The following is a 17,601-nucleotide window of genomic DNA, read 5'->3' as shown; positions in this document are numbered from 1 at the left end:
TCATCCCTCCAATCGTGCAGTGGTAAGCCTTGCGTCGGCTTGCGCGACGGCGTACCGGTACATCGCGAACAGACCAGCCGCCAGGAGAACCGAGCCGGCGATGTCGGTGGCCCAGTGCACGCCGGAGACCAGCCTGCCGGCGACCATGAGGGCGGAGAACGCGGCCACGAAGGCGACGACGGCAACCTTTGCCTGAATGCTCTTCGACCTCCGCGCGATCTGGTAGGCCAGCGTCGGCATGACGCCCAGGACCAGCAGCGTCGTCGAGGACGGGTAGGACGCTTCCATGACGCCGTCGATGGGGATCGGCCGGTAGTTTATCGGGAACGCCTCGAAGACCAGATACGCGGCTGCGACCAAGACGTAGTGGACGCCGAGGAGCAGCAGGTCGGGATCGACTGCAAAGAGGCTCCTGCGCCTGACGAGCTGCGTGGCGCCCATGGCCCCGAAGCCAAGGCAAACGGCTACCGGCACGAGGCCGAGCCAGTCGGTGATCGCGTAGAGGACCATGTGTACGCCCGTTAGGCCGTGGAACCATACGTTGAATGCCGCGAATCCGACGTCCGTGCCGTTCTGCCCGACCGGACGCACGTCCACGAGCTGCACCAGCGCCGTCCAGAGTCCGAACGCGGCGAGCAGCGCCGTCCCCATTGCGAGGTCCCTTCTTGGTTCTGCCATCTCTCTCACTATGATTCTCCTATCCGTCGGTGGACCCATGGCAAGGCGAAGGTACCCGCCACGGGGCCGCCGGGAAAGGGCCGTGCCGTCACGTCGGCGACACGGCCCGTGTCATCGCTCTCTAGCTGGGGTTTTGCGCTACCTGCGCCTGAGCCTCACGGCGATGGTGTTGAGATGGTCGAGCGCACCGGCCTCGACGGCGGCGCGGTCGCCCGCAGCGTACTCGTTGTCGCACCCGATCCAGTCGGCCCACGCCTCGCGCGTGCAGGCCATCTCGCGCATGTCGAGGACCTCGACATCCTCGGTCTGCTCGATGTTGACGCGCCACCAAGACATGTCGTGCATGTAGTCGAGCTGCTCGGGCGTCCAGGACGCGAGCAGGCACGCGGGCAGGTCGTCGTGGCAGTCGCGCACCATGCCGGGTATGGCAAAGAGCAGCTCGCCGCCACGCTTGACGAGCGGCAGCAGGTGCCCGCCGAGGTAGCGGGGGTCGCGGCCGAAGTAGTTGTACGAGTCGACGCTCACCACCGCGTCGAAGAACTCGTGCGCAAAGGGAAGCGCGGTCGCGTCAGCCTTGAGCGGGATGATCTGCCGGTTGGTGAGGCCGCACGCCTCGAAGAAGCGCATGTTGTCGGACGGGTCGCTCCAGAGGTCGGCTGCGTACACGGTGAGGCCGAACTCGCGCGCCATGAGGGCGCTCGTGAGCCCGGCGCCGCTGCCGAGGTCGAGCACGACGGAGCCTGCGTGAATGTCTGCGTATTCCAGCAGCTCCTCGCAGAGCTTGAGCGGGTTGGGCCCCATGCTGCGCTCGCGCATGATGGATGTTGAGAAGGAGTTAGCCTTCGGGAAGTTCATCGTCTTGTCCTGTTCTGTGAGAATCCGTTAGCTGTGGATGGATTCGGAACGCAGCGAACCAAGGGCAGCTACGTGCCCCTCTCGAATCGTTAGGTTCTAGCGTTCCCTACAGAACAATGACCAAAAAGACATCCCCTTGGATGGCCGTTGCCGCGAGGCCCCATGCCCCGCGTATCGCAAGCATCATATCATGCCGACTACGGTTGTGGAACGCCGTGGGCTTCACTTGCCGCGGTGCTTCGCCTTTCGTTTCTCCTGCCGTTGCTCGAACCGCTGGCGCTTTTCGTCTTCTCGCCTGTCGCGGGCGTCGGCTTTCCTCTGTTGGGTGGACGCCTCGCGCTCCTCTTGCAGTGCCTGCTGCGCCTTGGTGGATGGGCCGCGCTGCCTCATCTCTCGGGACGCCTCGCGCTGGCGTCGCTTGGGGTTCGCGGCCCGCTTCGGCGTTTCCAAGTGGGCCGTTGGCTTCGTGAAGCGAAGCTCGTTGTACCTGCTGCAGACGAGGTCCAGGACCTCCTCGTTCGACGGCTCCGCGCCGAACACGACGCGGCATGCGCTGTAGCGGTCGTCCTCGACACGCTCGAACACCCCCACCCAAAACTGGCCGTCGTAATAGACGGTCAGGGTGGAGGATACCCTGATCTTCCGCATGGCGATTTCCTCCTTTATGTAAGTCACCACGCGGAGAAGGGACAACCAAGGAGGCAGGTTACTGACGCCGGTCGGCGCACCCCGACTACCCGACGGGGTCGTGTTTTTATCTCCGATACGCAAAGCATACCACGGCGCACCCACTTCCCAAAGAGGGCCACCTTGTGACGCCATTAGACACTGCCTCCCGAGGACGGACAACGCGATCTCGGGAGGCAGTTCTTTTATGGAGTCAATCATCGCGGCGTACGTCGTGGAGCGATGACCACCTCCTTACAACTAGAAAAGCAAGACGCTGTCTGACCCCGTGCGAATACGCAGCCAGTGTTGTCAGATCGCCTCAAGCTCCCCATACAGCGGGTCACCCTCTCCGACGAGCACATTCCACCACCACTCGGGGCTCTCTACCCCCGACCGGCAGAGCATATCGAGGAGCTTGCTCCTAGCATCAGCGGGCGGCTGTTCGAAGTCGGCGCGCATGGCGTCGAGCATTGTCTTGCTGGTGGAAATCATGTCGTTGCAGATCTCTTTCTTCTCCTCGAGCGAGTAGCTTTCAGGCGAGTAGCAGCAGAGGTCGGCTTTGAAATAGGCCATGTCCTCGGCCTGCTGCAGGGCGGTCCAATCGGTGTTCGCGGCTGACATTGCTACCTTCCTTCCTCGGCATCCGAGCTGGGTGTTTGCCTGTCGGGTGCCGTGACTTTGCCGTGACTCTGGCCAAAAAACCAGTGTCGCATCGTGTCTTGCATAGGTACCAGTGTCATCGAAAAGGGCTGGTAGAAGGTACTTTTGTCGTTTTGTGTCATGCACTGTCGGGTCGTCTTTACGCACTCATAATCCGGAGGTCGTAGGTTCAAATCCAGCCCCCGCGACCAAACGTTACAGCAGGTCAGCTAGCTTTTTTCAGGCGGCTGGCCTGCTTTCTTCTCTCGGGACCATGAGCGTCAAGGGGACATCCAGAATGTTTTCTCGATGGCTCCGCGTTTGGGGAACAACGAGGGCGAGGCGTGGAGAGCGTCCCTGGGCACCCGTGTTTACGACAACCCGTGTTCATCCTGCGGCTTCGGGTTCGTGGAAGCTCAACGAGAGCCCGAGACCCGGCGGTGCAGAACGTCGAGCTCAGCGTGGATATCGGCGGCGGTGAAGGGCTCGCCGGCCTCCAGCCTGTAATGCAGCATTGCAACCACCATCGCCGACGCGAGCTTCGCTTGCAGAACTGGGTCGCCAGCTCCGGTCTTCCCGAAATGAGACAGGTACGCGCCCTCGACAATCGAGGCGAGCTCCCCCGAGAAATCGAGGCCCTCGCACTTCACGTCCCAAAGCGCGAGCGCGAGCCTCCGCTTGGCCAGAAGCGACCCGTAGAGCGCGTCCATCGCGCCGAACGGGCTATCGGGCACCACGTCGTAACGTTTGCGAGCCTCCACGAGCGCGGCGATGTCGGCAAAGAAGCCGTCGGCCATCTTGCGCACCAGGTCGTATTTGTCGCGGTAGTGGCTGTAGAAGGTCTTGCGGTTCACCAGGGCCTCGTCGAGTATCGCCTGCACGGTGATCGCATCGAACGGCCGCTCGGCGAGCAGTTTTTCCATCGCGCCTTCGACGGCGCGTTTCGTTTTCACCACGCGCAGGTCCTCGCCCATGAGCCCTCCTCCCCAAATGAACACGAACGGGGCGCCAGCCCCCGTGACAACTTCGTTATGACGTTCGCTTATCGGAACTATTATAAACAGTGTGTTTCTTATCTGTACGGCTCATTGGGTTTTATCGGTCGACAAATGTGGCCGAGCACAGCTACTTTGGAGACATGGAGAAGCTCCAACGAAAGGAAGGCGTCATGGCGAACGCGAGAATGAGAAACAAGGCGGAGGACTTCGAGCGCATGGGCATAGACCAAAAGATCGTGGCCCCCTGGGAGGACGGCAAGCGCAACGGCGCGCAGCCAGGATGGATTGAGTGGTGGTACTTTGACGCCGACCTCGACGACGGCACGAAGGTCAACCTGAACTTTGCCACCAACCCCGTAATCGGGAGCCCCGAGGAGGGTTTGCACCCGTTCTTCTACGCCAACGTTCAGTTCCCCGATGGGCACGAGATCAACGATTTCGCGTTCCTCGACGAGGCCGACTGCTCGTTTTCCGAGGAGCGTTGCGACGTGAAGATCGGCCCGCACACGTTCAGGGGGGACCTGGAGACCTATCAGGTGCACGTCGAGGACGTGAAAGGCATCTCGCTGGACCTGGTACTGAAGAAGACCGCCACTTCTTGGCGCCCTGGCACTGCCTATGTCGACTTCGGCGAGGACTATGAGAGCTACTTCACGTGGTTGTGCGCCGTGCCGCGCGGCGATGTTTCCGGCACGCTCGTGCGCGACGGGCAGACGCGGCAGGTGCGCGGGCGCGGATATCACGACCACCAGTGGGCCACTGGCCTTTTGCTGAACTTCTGGAACCGGTGGCTTTGGGGCCGTCAGCAATCGGACGGCTACACCATCCTCGTGTTCGACAGCGTGTCCAATGACGCCACGGGCAACGTGCGCTTCCCCTGGTTCTGCGTCCAGGACGCGCAGGGCAACGTCGTGTTCGACAACGTGGAGATGGGCCCGGGCGTCGACATCCGGATGGATGGCGAGTTCGTGCTAGAGCAGACCGGCAAGACCCTGCCGTCCCACATGGTGTACCGCTTCGAGCGCGATGGGGTGAAGGTGCGCTACGAGCTGACCGAGCTTCGCTTCCTCGTGGGCAACGACCAGTACGCCATGGCGCCCGCCGCCATCCAAGCGGCGTTTCGAAGCGTGGGCGCGGCGCCCTCCATCTCGCGCCACGCCGCCATCGGCAAGCTCACGATCGAGCGCCCGGGCGAAGACCCCCTCGTGGTGGAGGGTGAGATGCACTACGAGCTGTCCTCGCAGTATCGGGAATTCATCGTCGACCCGGCAGACCACGTGACCGAACGCGACTTGGCGGCGAAGCTTCCGCTCGTGCCGCAACCCGAGTGGTTCGAAGCGCCCGTTGCCACGACAGGCCCCGCAGCCTCCGATATCGACGAGGGAGGGGAGCCCGACCCGGGCTTGGCCGGCTCGTGGGATTGCACGTTCGAGGGGCCGATGGGCAAATCGAACATGAAGCTTGTGCTTGAAGTGGACGGCACCACGCTCGGCGGGCACATGGAGATCCTCCGCAAGAAGCAGCCCGTACAATGGGGCATTGTAACAGCGGATGGATTCGAGGCAACCGCGCTCGTGAAGGTGGCTTTCCGAAAGGCCGAGGCGCGCATCAAGGGCACGCGCGACGGCGATTCGATTAGGGGCACCGTCGAGCTGCCGACGGGTTTGGTGACGTTTGAGGGAACCCGAGGCTAGGGCTTGTCCGATGAAAAGGGACAGGAAAACTGACCAAAGGGGTGCTCGCACGGGTTCGGCGCGAGCCACGTGTACGACAGCGGAATGCACCGGCCCTTCGTGGAGCGCGGGTTCGCGTTCGTTGCCTTCGACTTCTGCGGCGGAGGACCCGAGTCGCAAAGCAGCGGAACCATGCTGGACATGTCGGTGCTCACCGAGGCGGACGACCTTGACGCCGTCGTCGACTGGGCGCGCGCCCGGCAGGATATCGACGCAAACAACCTGTTCCTGTTGGGGAGCAGCCAGGGAGGCTACGCCAGCACAGTCGTCGCAAGCAGGCGGCCCGAAGACGTGGCGGCGCTGGGCCTGTTCTTCCCCGCATTCTGCATCGGCGACGACGCACACGAGCGCATTGCGGCATGCGGTGGCGTTGTTCCTGAAACGATGCAGGTGGGGCCCCATGTCATCGGGCGGCGGTACAACGAGGACGCGCTGGCCACCGACGTTTTCGAGCTCATGGGCCGCTACCCGGGCGACGTCTTCATCGTCCACGGCGAGCTGGACCGGATGGTGCCGTCCTCGTATTCGCGGCGGGCTGCCGAAACGTTCCCGGGTGCTTGCAGGCTCGAAATCGTCGAAGGCGTGGGGCATGGCTTCCGCACCTGGCCCTTCGAGCTTTTCGACCGCGCCCTCAACGACGCGATCGACTTCTTCGAAGACCACCGGCTCCTAAAAGCCTCTGAAAAGTAAGCGACCAACACATGCGCGAACAGCCGATTTGAAAGGAAAGGATGCGTCATGGCAAGCAGCCCCGAATACCTGGAATTCGTTCTTGACCTGCTCAGAGACGTTCCCGACGTCACCCATAAGAAGATGATGGGCGAATACCTGCTCTACAGTCAGCGCATCCTGTTCGGCGGCGTGTACGACGACCGCTTCCTGCTGAAGAGCACCGCCTCTGCGCGCGGCGCCTTCCCACAGGAGCAGATTCCCTACGACGGCGCCAGGCCCATGCAGCTTGTCGACAGCGAAGATTCTGGCCGCATCGCCGAGGTCGTCGCCGACATGCTTAAAGAGCTGCCAAAGCCGAAGAAATAGCGCCAAGCCAGAGAACGGGAGACGCTGTTCACTCCGCAAGATCTGCTGCTTGGTCGATAGCGGCAACAAACTCCTTGGCGTGCTCCACGTGGATGTCGTGGCCGGAGTCGATCTCGACGTATTCGCAGGTCGCGAGGCATGTGCACACGCGGGCTGCATCGTCGTCGGTCGTGGCTGCGTACAGCACGCCGTCGTCGCCGTAGCGCGTGATCGCCTTCAGATACACGGTCGGGCATTCGATGGCGCGTAGCAACGCCTCCTGGTAAACACCCTCCATCCAGCTGCCGTCGTAGAACGCGTCGCCGAAGCGCGCGTCGTAGTCGTCCATGAAGTACATTCCGCGCGTCCACGCCCGCGGCACCCAGGCGTTCACCGCATGCTCGCCGGGATGAGCGGCACACCACGCGGCCGTCTGGTCAGCGAGCATCGACTGCAGGCCTCCGAACAGGCCGAATAGATAGCTGTGTTCCGCATACCACGCGGGATACGCCGCAACCTGGTCCTGCTGCAGGAACGAGTGCGCCACCGTGTAGCCGTCGAACCAGGCGAAGGTGCCCGCACCTTCTTGCGCCTCCTCGGGCGTCACGCGGAACAGCGGCGGGTCCTCCAGCACGCATGCAACGACGTGTTCGGCGTCGTTTGCGGCCACATACGCTGCAATGATGCCGCCCGACGAATGCCCCGAGACGATGTACGGCCCATCCACGACCTGTGCCGCGAACGCAATCAGCGCATCGCCGTTCGCCGCACACGTATACCACGCGGGCTCGTGCGCCGATTCGCCGTGCCCGAAGCAGTCGACCGCAAACACATGGTAGCGTTTCGCCAGCGCAGGCATCACGGACGCGTAGTCTTCCCACTCCATGCCCTGCCCATGCACCAGCAGCAAGGCCGGCCCGTTGTCGGGGCCCTCCGCGTAATTGATCGTGGCGCCATTCACGTCTGCCTGTTTCTCGACGAAGCCGGCATCCAATGCCCGGGCGATCATGCGCTCGTCGGCGTGCAGGTTGTGGTCGCGGTAGACAAAGACCGCCGCCGCAGCCGCAACCAGCAGAACCGCAAGAATCACAGCAACCGTTTTCAACCCGCTGCCCTTTCGCCTAGTCAAGGTCATAGCGCCGACCTGCGCACGGCCGCCATGACGGCCTCGACGCCCGCCATGAACTCCGACTCCTTGCACAGCGCGATGCCCTGGCCGTCCTCGCCCAGCACCACCAGCTTGTCGCCGGGACGGATGCCGAACACCTCGCGCGCCTCCTTGGGGATGACGATCTGCCCGCGCTCTCCCACTTTCACGCTTCCGAACAGGTGCTTTCCTCGGGGCGGAGGCGCAATTCCCAAGCCGGCGTCGTCGAATGACACCAGCCCGTCCACCGTCGTGTCCAAGGTAGCAGCCAACGCCGCCGCGTGCTCGAGGTCGGGCGAGGTTTCCCCGGACTCCCACTTGGCCACCGTCTGCCGCGACACGCCGACCGACGCCGCCAGCTGCTCCTGCGTAAGCCCCGACCTCTGGCGCGCTGCCAGTATGTTCTGCGCGATGCCCATTTACGCCACCTCGAAGATCAGGTCGAACTCAACGGTCTTGCCCGTGGGCCCCTGCACCACCGGAAACCAGCCCACATAGCGCGCGCCCTCGGCGGCCTTGCGGTCGATGACGTCGCGATGGCTTTCCATGTCGGCGTTCAGGGCGTAGTTGTTCTTGTCCAGCTTCACGCGCACGTATTCGTAGTGCATCGCTCCTCCTTTTCGCACCATTCATACCACGCATGAAATAATACCCGTCGAAAGCGCAGTTCACCACCAACCGAACGCGGCAAAACGGCCGACCCCTTGTCAAGAACGGCTTACATCGCAAGCTGCGAGTCACAGCAACGGAGGATTGCGCGAACACCCCTGCATTCCCCGCCCCGCCCGGAAGCGCCTTCTTCCCCTGCTCACACGGACGCAATTCGCTATTGCGTGACTTTGGCGGCGGGCGCCCGTATGATATCCGCAGACAGCGAACGAAAGGAGCAGGCCATGAAGGTCAGCGAGGCCATCCAGAACGCCCGCAAGGAAGCGGGACTCACGCAGGAGCAGCTTGCGGCAAAGGTGTACGTGACGCGGCAGGCCGTCAGCCGCTGGGAGACCGGGGAAAGCGAGCCGAGCATCGATATGCGCAAGCTCTTGGCAAGCGTCTTGGGCGTGCCCGCAGTGGGCCTGTTCGACCTGCCCGACGCTCCCGCGTGCCAGTGCTGCGGCACCCCGTTCGACGTGCCGAACATGCCCTTCGGCACCAACGCGGACGGCACGGAAAACCCCGACTACTGCGGCTGGTGTTACCAGAACGGCGAGTTCACCGCGGCGGGGCTGGACGAGACCATCGAGCGCAACGTGCCCTTCCTGATGCAGGCCACCGGCTACACCCAGGAAGAGGCCGTGTCGTTTTTGGGCGCGGTCATGCCTACACTGAAACACTGGCGCGACGTTCAGAACAGTAACGTGGCGGCCAACCTGCGCAGGAGCAAACTGTACGTATGTCCCGATTGCGGAAACGTCGTATGGTCTGCGGGCGAGGTCGCGGTTCGCTGCTGCAGCAACGTGCTCGAGCCGCTTGCTCCCGTGGAAAACGACGGCGTGCTGGACGCTACGGTGGAACATGCCGACGGAGTTCAGCGCGTGCGCATTATCCACCCCATGGCGAAGGACGACCATTTGATGTTCATCGCAGCAGTGGGCGATGACCTGGTGCGCATCAAGCGCCTGTACCCCGAGCAGGAGGCGCGAGCGGAGTTCCCGCTGCAGGGTCGCTGCAAGATTTACGCATTCGGTAAGAGCTGCGGTTTGATCGAGCTTTAGGATCGGACCTTCGAATCGCAAAGATGGACGATGGGCTCCGTCCCCACTGTCCCCACTGTCCCGAAGGCTAGACCGGGCGGACGGGGTGGCGGACGACGGTTTTCATCTTGGCGGGGTCGGCCTTGCGGGGGTCGGACAGATAGATCTCGTGGTGCCGGCGCGCGTCGGTGAAATCGGGCACGTAGCCTGCTTCGGCTGCGAACCGGTGCATGGCCTCGGCCGTTGCGGGCTCGTCGTCGTAAGGGCCCACATGCATGCATTGCACGCACAGGCCCTCGTCGATTTCAATCAGCTGCACGGGCGAGCAGTCGAGTTTCTTTTTCCGCTGCGCCTCGGCCTTTGCCCAGGTGAAGTCGGCCTCGGTGATGAATTCGGGTACGCGGATGACGGAAAGCCACCGAAACGAGGCCTTGTCCGTGGGGTCCACGCCCGCAACGCCCGGCTGCCACCAAAAGCCCTCCAACGGCGGCACAACGTACTCGTAAAACCCGTCGATCGCGTAGTCGGTCTTGTAGCTCATCTTCAGCGTGTAGGCGACGGCGTACAGCAGACTCAAAGCGTGCTGGTAGGCCCCGTCCTGCTGGTTGGGATCGCCTTCGCCCTCCACGGCTAAAAAGCACATGGGCGGCACCTGCACCACAGACGGCGTGGTTTTCGGCCGATACAGGTCGCGGTATTCCTTCTTGAAGTCGAACGCCATGATCGCCCCTTCCGTCGTTTTTCAATCACCGTTTCCAGGAGCATACCAGAAGCACCTGATGTTCTCGTGCTCGATATTCGGTCATGGCGTGGGGTGCAAAGTACGGGCATTTCCCAAGGGGCCTGTTGCCTTTGGGGAAGCCGCGGAGCTGCTTTTGGCGATGCAGCTCCGCGCGTGTTCGGCCTCGACGGGCGGTGGTGCCGGACTCCTATATGATGACGTGCTTCAGAATGCAGCGTTGCAACGTGCTGCCGCATTTTGCTGCCAGTGCCTGATTGCCTGTTGCGCGGTTGCCGTTTCGGGCAGTTTGGTCATATGCGGCCGTTGGTTTCGGATTACAATGGGTTTGTTCATCTTCAGGCATCGGTGCGCATGGACGCCATGTTTGCGGCCGTCGCGCACAACCGAACAACAAGGGGGGGCGCAAAACATGGCCACATCGCCGAATCGATCGAACGGTTCTACTATGAGCAGGCGCAATGCGATCAAGCTGAGCGGGCTTGCCTTGGCTGGGGCGGCTGCCGCATCGCTTGCAGGCGGTTGTGCACAAAAGCCGGAAGAAACCGACCTGTACGAGGGCTACACGAAGTTGGATGACGCGTCCTACGACGCGAGCGATTTCGTGCTGATTACCGATGTGGCGCCCGACGTCATCCAAGAGATTCGCTACTTCGGCACGTACAACTTCGTGGGCGAACACATCGACGGCTACTTGGAACCCGTGGCAATCCTGTGCAAGCAGGCGGCCGAAGCCTTAAAGGATGCAAGCGACGCCGCCATCGCCGCAGGCTATCGCCTGAAGATTTGGGATGCGTATCGACCGCAGCGCAGCGTGAACCACTTCGAGCGCTGGGCGGAGGATGTGAATGACACGCGCATGAAGCCCTATTTCTATCCTGACCTGGATAAATCCGTGCTGTTCGACCAGGGCTACATCGACCATCGCAGCGGACACAGCCGCGGTGCGACGGTGGACCTTACGCTGTTCGATATGGCGACGGGTAAGGAAATCGACACCGGCGGTCCCTTCGATTTCTTCGGCGAGCTGAGCCATCCCGATTACATGGATATCACCGACGAACAGTACGCCAACCGCATGACCCTGCGCGACATCATGGTAGGCGCCGGCTACACTCCGCTCGATACCGAGTGGTGGCATTTCCGCCTGGCCGACGAGCCGTATCCGGAGACGTTCTTCGACTTTCCGAACTGCGCCGACGCCGTAAAGTAAAGCGGTTTCGGCGCCGCTGCGGCAAGGTGCTTTCGCTATGTGCTTCGCCTTCCCCTTGGGGGCCGTTCGAACGGCGAGCCTCATGTTGTAGGGCAAGGCGAGGCCATGCTGATGGAGGGGGGTGGAGAGCGGGCGAAAGGGCATCTCGGCAAACTAACGCAAAGTCGGGGGGATGGCGCAAGGTTCTCTCCACGTCCGATTGCATAGGCCTCAATCCGCAGAGAGAACAGACCCGCAGCTCACGCAAACGGGGCCAAAAGCGCCAATCTCGGATAATCTTTCTGCCGCGGCTATGCCCACTTTTCGGGGTCGAACGGATATCGGGCGAGCTCACGAACGCCGTCCATGAAAGCATCGACATTCTCGATCGGGGCGGGCAGCGGAATGTCGCAACCGGTGGCAACGATGTATCCGCAAGGGGAGTCGTATGCCTTTTTGAGGTTCTCCTTGATGTTGCGTCGAACATCCTCGGGAGTGCCGAGCATCATTGTGGCGTTTGGGCTTACGTTGCCGATGAGCGGCAGCTTATCGCCGCAGACCTCCTTCACGTACGAAAGGTCGACCGCGTCATCCACGCTGAGCATGTCGCAGCCGCTTTCACTCATGGCTTGGGTGAGCTTCGTCGTATCACCGCAGATGTGATAACCGCAGCCTCCCCCGTTGTCATGGCAGAACTTGAAAACCTCCTGAGTGTAGGGCAGCGAGAACTCGCGGAATTCTTTCTCGTTGATGATGGTGCCGGAAGCGACCGGGTCGCACAGGAACGGGGTGGCGCCCAGTTTGATGAACTCCTCGCATACGAGTTTTATGGCCTCATTGCAGATTTTGAGCAGCTTATGAAGCTGTTCGGGCTGCTTTCTCTTCGCTCGAAGCAGCTGAGCGACGGGATACAGACCCGAAGCCGCGGTCATTGCTCCAGGCAGAGTGACGCTCACGCCCACTTCGTCACCGTACCTATCAAGACAGATTTGCGCGGCGTCGACGTTCATCTGCATCCACGGATCGTTCTCCTTGCGAACCGCATCGATATCCCAATCGATCCCGTCCACGTCATCAAGGTCGTCAAGGCGGTGCTTGTCGATCGCGGTCTGTGCGTTTTCGGGGTCTGTCCAGGTGCTGCCGAGCGCATGGGACACCCCGTGGAGGCTGTATTCAATAACCATCGTGTCGTGCCCCCACTTTTCGTAAGCGGCGATTTGACACGCCGCACGGTTTTCGGCGCTCTCACGATACCAGCGTTGAGTCTGGTTCAAAACACGGGGAGAGTAGGAAATGACGAAGGGCATCATAGGCAGACGGTCGAGGGGCTCTCCTGCGAACAACGCTCCCATTCTCTCGTTAGGCGTCATTTGATCTTTGGGATGCATATTCACTCCTATAACGTTGACGTAACTGACATCTGTTGATGCTGTCTAACCTGCATGTGTATCCGGCCGGGTCATATCGGCTCTGCGCGGACGGGGCTGCCTACTTCATGCCGACGAGCTCCTTGGCGACGGCCACGGCTTCAACGGCGTTCGACGAGTAGCCGTCGGCGCCAATCTCATCGGCGAACTTGCGGGAAACGGGGCTGCCCCCGATCATCACCTTCACATGATCGCGGATGCCGGCTTCGCCGAGCTTTTCAACGACGGTGCGCATGCCGCCCATGGTGGTGGTCATGAGCGTGGACATGGCGACGATATCCGCATTGACCTCCTGGGCCTTCTCGACATAGGAGTTCAGGGGCACGTCGCGGCCAAGGTCGTACATCTCGAAGCCGGCGGTTTCAAGCATGATTTTCACGAGGTTCTTTCCGATGTCGTGCGTATCGCCCTCAACGACACCGATAACGACCTTTTTGGCTTCGCCCATCGACTCGTCGTTCTTGAGGTGCGGACGCAGCACGTCCAAGCCTGCATACAGCGCATCCGAGCAGAGCAGCACGTCGGTTACGAAGTATTCCTCCTCGTCGTAAAGCTCGCTGGCTTTGTTCATACCGGCCACGAGGCCTTCCATGATGCCGTCGTAGGCGTCGTAGCCTTCTGCAAGGTATTCCCTGCATGCGTTCACGACGTCTTCGTCCTCCATCTCGACGACGCAGTCGTACATCCGCTGAATGAGTTCTTCCTTACTGGCCATACAATTCTCCCTTCTCGGGCGCATTAAGCCGGAGCATACAATTGCCTTCCCCCTTGGTGAAAAGTGCACTCCCTGTTGAACGCGCCGATTTCCGCGCAGCAACTTCGTCAATCGCAACGATTCGCTGCCGCTTGCCTTGTATGTGCGGCTTCAAGACCTAGATGGTTCTTGTGCCCAATGGGGCACGATCTCATAACGCCAGGTAGAGCATAGGGACTTTCTCGATGTAGAATGCGACTCGCACAGATGCGCATGCGCTTTATAGCAGCAGAAAAAGCGCATGTGGTTTCGAAACGCCATCAGCATAGCAAACACGATTATTGAATTATGCCGAGCGTTTAAAACCGTCAAAGGACCCGCTTTGCCGATTTTGGCGTTCGTCGTCCATCAAGCTGCGTTTTCGCTGGGCAATGAATATATATTCATAATTACAATACTTATTGCATATATCTATTCGTAGATAAACGGTAGATTTACGGGCTCAGCCGTTCTCAGTGCGCTATTTGCGCTGCTAGAGTTGCTTCATGTACCTACGCAAGCAGAAAAAAGCCAACGGCCGCGTGTACTTATCTATCGTGCAGAGTTATCGTTCGATGGAAGGAAAGCCGCGGTCCAAAACGCTTTGGAGCTTGGGCTATCTCGACGAGCTTGAAAAAAGCTTCGCCAATCCAATCGCTCATTTTCAAAGTGTTGTTGAGGAGCTGAACCTTTCTCATGCCGACAAAAAGCCTCCTGTGACGTTGTCGTATTCGGAGAATGCGAGAATTCCGTTTGGCCGGGGGCGTTCTGTTGAGGCGGGGTCGGCTATCGCGTTCGCCTTCCTCCATCAAAGCTTGCATATCGGCAACGCGCTCAAACGTTGCGGTAATCGATTCGTAGCTGAAAAGGCGCTCGTACGAGCGGTGGAGCTTCTTGTGTGGAACCGAATTGCTCGATTGCAACCCGCAATCGAGGCGTGCTCGTTGCGTTCGCGAATTCCCGGCATGTCGAGCTTGACCTGCGACGATCTGTCCAAAGCCATGGATGCATTGGGGAGCGATTTCTCGAAGCTGCGCAAGCACGTAGGTAAAGCCATGCGCAGCGAGCGACATGAACGGGGACATTCGCATGCGTACTGCTTCGTAACTAATTTCTATATTGAAGGAACTCGCTACGACAAGCCGGACTTTGCGAAGCCTTGGCAAAACCGCGACAATCCCGTCGTCCAGTTTGCGTTAATGACGAACGGAGAAGGCATGCCGCTCGATTATGCTGTTTTCTGCGCAAGCCTGGCTGCGCCGCTTAGTTCGTTTCCTGCCATGATCGAACTTGCCGAGCGCCATCCCGACACACGTCTCGTTGTCGTCTCCCGCAAAGCCGTTGGCGCAGATAGCTTCGAGCTCGGTGAGCTTTCCGACCGAGGATTCGGCTTTGCATTGCCGCAGTCGTTACGCAAGGGCAAACAGAGTTCTCGCATGTGGCTCATCGATGCGAAAGGGTATAAACCGCTTGATGATAATGGGTCCCGCTGCAAACAGCGCATGGACGTGCGTTCGATTGAAGGTTTTGGCGCCCGCAAGCATCCAGGCAGCATCGCCGTTAAAGAAGTGGCGGCGTGGTTACGCGACGAGTACGAGTCCAGGCGTTTCAACCGATTCCGGATAGTCAAACGAACTGAGAACGCGTTCGCCAATGGCCGGTCTTTGGATGGCTCTGCTCGTTCGGTGCGTGCCATCTACAAATCAGACGGCGCCCGGCCAAGCGAAACGGACAGTCGTGTATGGCAGGTATATTGGGACAGAATAGCTGCCGACGAGGCGATGGACGGCTATCTGAATCTTGTCACGTCCGAGCTCGATCTTTCAGAAACGCAGGTCATCGGGCTATACCGTAAGTTGGACGAAATGCAAGTCGAATTCGAACCCATGCCGGGAGAATGGAGCGCGTATCCAAGCTGGCTTTCGCGAAATCGTTATATCCAGGCGCACTTTCTCATATGCTTTTTGGCGTCCTGCACAAAGCACCTGATCTGCGAAAGTGCCGAGGCAGGACCTGCCGATGAGACGCATCTCGACACGCTCGTCCAGCTAACGGGCCTCGAAATCAGTCCAGGGCAATACTTCTTCAACTATCGAAGCCATTTGAGCGATAGGCTCGCCGAAGCGGTGGGGATTGATTTATCTCATCCCCTTATGAGCGTCTCGGCGATTTCTCGCATGTTTCGTCAGGTGCGGCAAGAATAATCGAAGCGATTTCCCATAACGGGTAGAAGTGGTGCGGCAAGTGCGAGAAAACATATGCCCATCCTGTGGCGACTGTAGTGGTTCTCTATTGAGCAAGTGGACTCAAGTCAATATACTGAATATTTATATAAATACTTCGCAGCATGACTTCTGCGGTTCGTGGCTTCTGTTCTGCGTCAAGAAGGCGAATCTTAGACCTTGCTGGAGGTTTCTGCCAATGCGCTGAATGATTGGAACGGCATTTAGCGCACCTTTCTGCATAAGCGAATAATCGACACCGAACAGCGTATGGTTTTCCTATGCCTGCGCGCTGGCAATCGGGTATTGAGTAGGGAACGGTGCATATGGGCGAGCCGGCAATTCATATCGAGGGTTTGCGCAAAGTATTCACTGACAGGAAAAACCAAAGCGTCGAGGTGCTGAAGGGAATCGACCTTGACATCGAAAAGGGCGACATCTACGGCATCATCGGTTTGAGCGGTGCTGGCAAATCGACGTTCGTGCGTTGCCTCAATCGCCTTGAGGAGATAACATCGGGCACTATTGCCATCGACGGTGTGGACATCGCTTCTTTGTCGAAGCGCGAGCTGGCTGCGAAGCGCCAGGAAATCGGCATGATTTTTCAGCATTTCAACCTGTTCGACTCGAAGACGGTGCGCGACAACGTGGCGTATCCCCTCAAAATTGCCGGCGTCGACAAACAGGTGCAGCAAGAGAAAGTGAGCCGTTTGCTCGAGGAAGTCGGACTGGCCGACAAGGCGGATTACTACCCGAGCCAGCTGTCGGGTGGACAGAAACAGCGCGTCGGAATCGCGCGAGCCATGGCTAACGATCCTAAGGTGCTGCTCTGCGACGAGGCAACGAGCGCTCTTGACCCGCTGACCACGCTCTCCGTTCTGGACCTGATCAAATTCATGAACAAGGAACATGGCGTAACGGTGGTTATGATCTCGCACGAAATCAATGTGATGCGCTATGCCTGCAATCACGTGGCCGTCATCGAGAACGGCCTTATCGTCGAAAAAGGTCCGGCGCACGAGGTTCTGGACGCACCCTGCAGCGAAACCGGCCAGATGTTCTTGAGCGTTGAGAAACAGCTCAGCCAAACGTGGGCGAGCGAGAAACCGAAGGTGAGGTAGGCATGACGTTTGCGACTCATTCCCTGCAGGAAATCATCGCGAGCGCGTTTTCGGCCGAGGTCTGGGCGCTTTTGGGCCCTGCGTGCCTGGATACGCTGTACATGATTCTCATGGCCACCGTTCTCACGTTCGGATTTGGAACGCTGATCGGTATCGTACTGGCATGGACGAACGCGACGGGACTTGATTCCCGGCCGGCGTTCTACCAGCCCCTGAGCGCGCTCATCAATGCGCTGCGCTCTCTGCCTTCGATGATCATGATTATCCTCACGCTGCCGCTGGCTCGTGCCATCACGGGCAAGGGCTACGGTGCCAACGCTTGCATCATTGCTTTGGCCATGAGCTGCATTCCTATGTGCGCGCGTCTCGTCGAGACGGCGTTGCTCGAAGTGGACCGAGGCAAGATTGAAGCGGCAAAGGCTATGGGCGCCTCCAACACACGCATCATGTTCACGGTGGTGCTGCCTGAGGCGGTGCCATCGATCTTCCGCAGCTTCGGCGTGGTTGTGATCGCCATATTGTCCATGACTGCCCTGGCGGGCGCGTTCGGCGCGGGTGGCATCGGCAACATTGCGGTGCAGTACGGATTCAACCGCTTCCGTTACGACATTCTTATTGCGACGGTGCTGATTCTGGTTGTGTTCGCTGAGCTGGTGCAACTGATGTTCGAAGGCATGGCACGTATGGTTCTTAAGCGTCGAAAGATGCTCTGAGATAGGTAATAAACAACCGAAAGGAAA

Annotated in this window: 18 protein-coding genes and 1 pseudogene; 8 read left to right on the top strand and 11 right to left on the bottom strand. The window is 59.9% G+C overall.

The genetic code is table 11. The annotated features are described in order from the left end of the window. From SHEL_RS12800 to SHEL_RS12780, 5 genes are all read right to left on the bottom strand, one after another. Nucleotides 1-678, bottom strand: coding sequence for a phosphatase PAP2 family protein (locus tag SHEL_RS12800; RefSeq protein ID WP_041422963.1), 678 nt, complete (start codon nucleotides 676-678; stop codon nucleotides 1-3). 138 nt (nucleotides 679-816) lie between these two features. Further along, nucleotides 817-1,533, bottom strand: a complete 717-nt coding sequence (locus SHEL_RS12795; RefSeq protein ID WP_012799703.1) for an SAM-dependent methyltransferase — start codon at nucleotides 1,531-1,533, stop codon at nucleotides 817-819. Nucleotides 1,534-1,755: 222 nt separating this feature from the next. Continuing rightward, nucleotides 1,756-2,181 carry a YjdF family protein gene (locus SHEL_RS12790; RefSeq protein ID WP_012799701.1) on the bottom strand — a complete coding sequence of 142 codons (426 nt, stop codon included), beginning with the start codon at nucleotides 2,179-2,181 and terminating at the stop codon, nucleotides 1,756-1,758. A gap of 330 nt (nucleotides 2,182-2,511) precedes the next feature. Next, nucleotides 2,512-2,823, bottom strand: a complete 312-nt coding sequence (locus tag SHEL_RS12785) for a hypothetical protein (protein ID WP_012799700.1) — start codon at nucleotides 2,821-2,823, stop codon at nucleotides 2,512-2,514. A 434-nt stretch (nucleotides 2,824-3,257) separates the two neighbouring features. After that, on the bottom strand, nucleotides 3,258-3,815 hold the full coding sequence (locus SHEL_RS12780) for a TetR/AcrR family transcriptional regulator (RefSeq protein ID WP_012799699.1): 558 nt from the start codon (nucleotides 3,813-3,815) through the stop codon (nucleotides 3,258-3,260). 194 nt (nucleotides 3,816-4,009) lie between these two features. Here SHEL_RS12780 and SHEL_RS12775 point away from each other — a divergent pair, with 194 nt between their 5' ends. From SHEL_RS12775 to SHEL_RS12765, 3 genes and pseudogenes are all read left to right on the top strand, one after another. After that, complete coding sequence (locus SHEL_RS12775) at nucleotides 4,010-5,533, top strand: lipocalin-like domain-containing protein (protein ID WP_012799698.1); 1,524 nt, start codon at nucleotides 4,010-4,012, stop codon at nucleotides 5,531-5,533. A gap of 60 nt (nucleotides 5,534-5,593) precedes the next feature. Beyond that, nucleotides 5,594-6,262: pseudogene (locus SHEL_RS12770) on the top strand (alpha/beta hydrolase family protein); the annotation flags it as partial. 48 nt (nucleotides 6,263-6,310) lie between these two features. After that, complete coding sequence (locus SHEL_RS12765) at nucleotides 6,311-6,610, top strand: TfoX/Sxy family protein (protein ID WP_012799696.1); 300 nt, start codon at nucleotides 6,311-6,313, stop codon at nucleotides 6,608-6,610. A gap of 28 nt (nucleotides 6,611-6,638) precedes the next feature. Here SHEL_RS12765 and SHEL_RS12760 read toward each other — a convergent pair whose 3' ends face one another. The 3 genes from SHEL_RS12760 to SHEL_RS12750 are packed head-to-tail and all read right to left on the bottom strand — an operon-like array spanning nucleotide 6,639 to nucleotide 8,344. Further along, nucleotides 6,639-7,694, bottom strand: a complete 1,056-nt coding sequence (locus SHEL_RS12760) for an alpha/beta fold hydrolase (protein ID WP_012799695.1) — start codon at nucleotides 7,692-7,694, stop codon at nucleotides 6,639-6,641. A 26-nt stretch (nucleotides 7,695-7,720) separates the two neighbouring features. After that, nucleotides 7,721-8,155, bottom strand: coding sequence for a helix-turn-helix domain-containing protein (locus SHEL_RS12755; RefSeq protein ID WP_012799694.1), 435 nt, complete (start codon nucleotides 8,153-8,155; stop codon nucleotides 7,721-7,723). Next, entirely contained in the window at nucleotides 8,156-8,344 is a 189-nt protein-coding gene (locus SHEL_RS12750) for a DUF4177 domain-containing protein (protein ID WP_012799693.1), read from the bottom strand. A gap of 285 nt (nucleotides 8,345-8,629) precedes the next feature. Between SHEL_RS12750 and SHEL_RS14950 the strand changes: the two genes are divergently transcribed. Continuing rightward, nucleotides 8,630-9,448: a zinc ribbon domain-containing protein gene (locus SHEL_RS14950; RefSeq protein ID WP_012799692.1), complete on the top strand. Its 819-nt coding sequence runs from the start codon at nucleotides 8,630-8,632 to the stop codon at nucleotides 9,446-9,448. A 67-nt stretch (nucleotides 9,449-9,515) separates the two neighbouring features. Here the strand turns inward: SHEL_RS14950 and SHEL_RS12740 are convergent, their stop codons facing one another. Next, a complete protein-coding gene (locus SHEL_RS12740) occupies nucleotides 9,516-10,148 on the bottom strand; it encodes a GyrI-like domain-containing protein (protein ID WP_012799691.1) in 633 nt (210 codons plus the stop codon). 466 nt (nucleotides 10,149-10,614) lie between these two features. Here SHEL_RS12740 and SHEL_RS12735 point away from each other — a divergent pair, with 466 nt between their 5' ends. Further along, complete coding sequence (locus SHEL_RS12735) at nucleotides 10,615-11,379, top strand: M15 family metallopeptidase (RefSeq protein WP_012799690.1); 765 nt, start codon at nucleotides 10,615-10,617, stop codon at nucleotides 11,377-11,379. A 290-nt stretch (nucleotides 11,380-11,669) separates the two neighbouring features. On the opposite strand, the gene SHEL_RS12730 is transcribed toward SHEL_RS12735, so the two are convergent. Continuing rightward, on the bottom strand, nucleotides 11,670-12,746 hold the full coding sequence (locus SHEL_RS12730; protein WP_012799689.1) for a uroporphyrinogen decarboxylase family protein: 1,077 nt from the start codon (nucleotides 12,744-12,746) through the stop codon (nucleotides 11,670-11,672). A gap of 100 nt (nucleotides 12,747-12,846) precedes the next feature. After that, on the bottom strand, nucleotides 12,847-13,500 hold the full coding sequence (locus SHEL_RS12725) for a corrinoid protein (protein WP_012799688.1): 654 nt from the start codon (nucleotides 13,498-13,500) through the stop codon (nucleotides 12,847-12,849). Nucleotides 13,501-14,024: 524 nt separating this feature from the next. On the opposite strand from SHEL_RS12725, the gene SHEL_RS12720 reads away from it, so the two are divergent. The 3 genes from SHEL_RS12720 (at nucleotide 14,025) to SHEL_RS12710 (ending at nucleotide 17,574) form a co-directional block, all read left to right on the top strand. Beyond that, the gene (locus SHEL_RS12720) at nucleotides 14,025-15,722 is read left to right on the top strand and encodes a hypothetical protein (RefSeq protein WP_012799687.1); all 1,698 of its coding nucleotides are present in this window, start codon (nucleotides 14,025-14,027) and stop codon (nucleotides 15,720-15,722) included. Nucleotides 15,723-16,066: 344 nt separating this feature from the next. Then, nucleotides 16,067-16,861: a methionine ABC transporter ATP-binding protein gene (locus SHEL_RS12715; RefSeq protein ID WP_012799686.1), complete on the top strand. Its 795-nt coding sequence runs from the start codon at nucleotides 16,067-16,069 to the stop codon at nucleotides 16,859-16,861. Between the two features lie 2 nt (nucleotides 16,862-16,863). Further along, nucleotides 16,864-17,574 carry a methionine ABC transporter permease gene (locus tag SHEL_RS12710; RefSeq protein ID WP_012799685.1) on the top strand — a complete coding sequence of 237 codons (711 nt, stop codon included), beginning with the start codon at nucleotides 16,864-16,866 and terminating at the stop codon, nucleotides 17,572-17,574. Nucleotides 17,575-17,601 lie beyond the last annotated feature (27 nt).

It is taken from the genome of Slackia heliotrinireducens DSM 20476 (assembly GCF_000023885.1).
Lineage (GTDB): Bacteria > Actinomycetota > Coriobacteriia > Coriobacteriales > Eggerthellaceae > Slackia > Slackia heliotrinireducens.
Note: the sequence above shows the minus strand (reverse complement) of the source record. Positions and strands in the feature narration are given on the sequence as shown.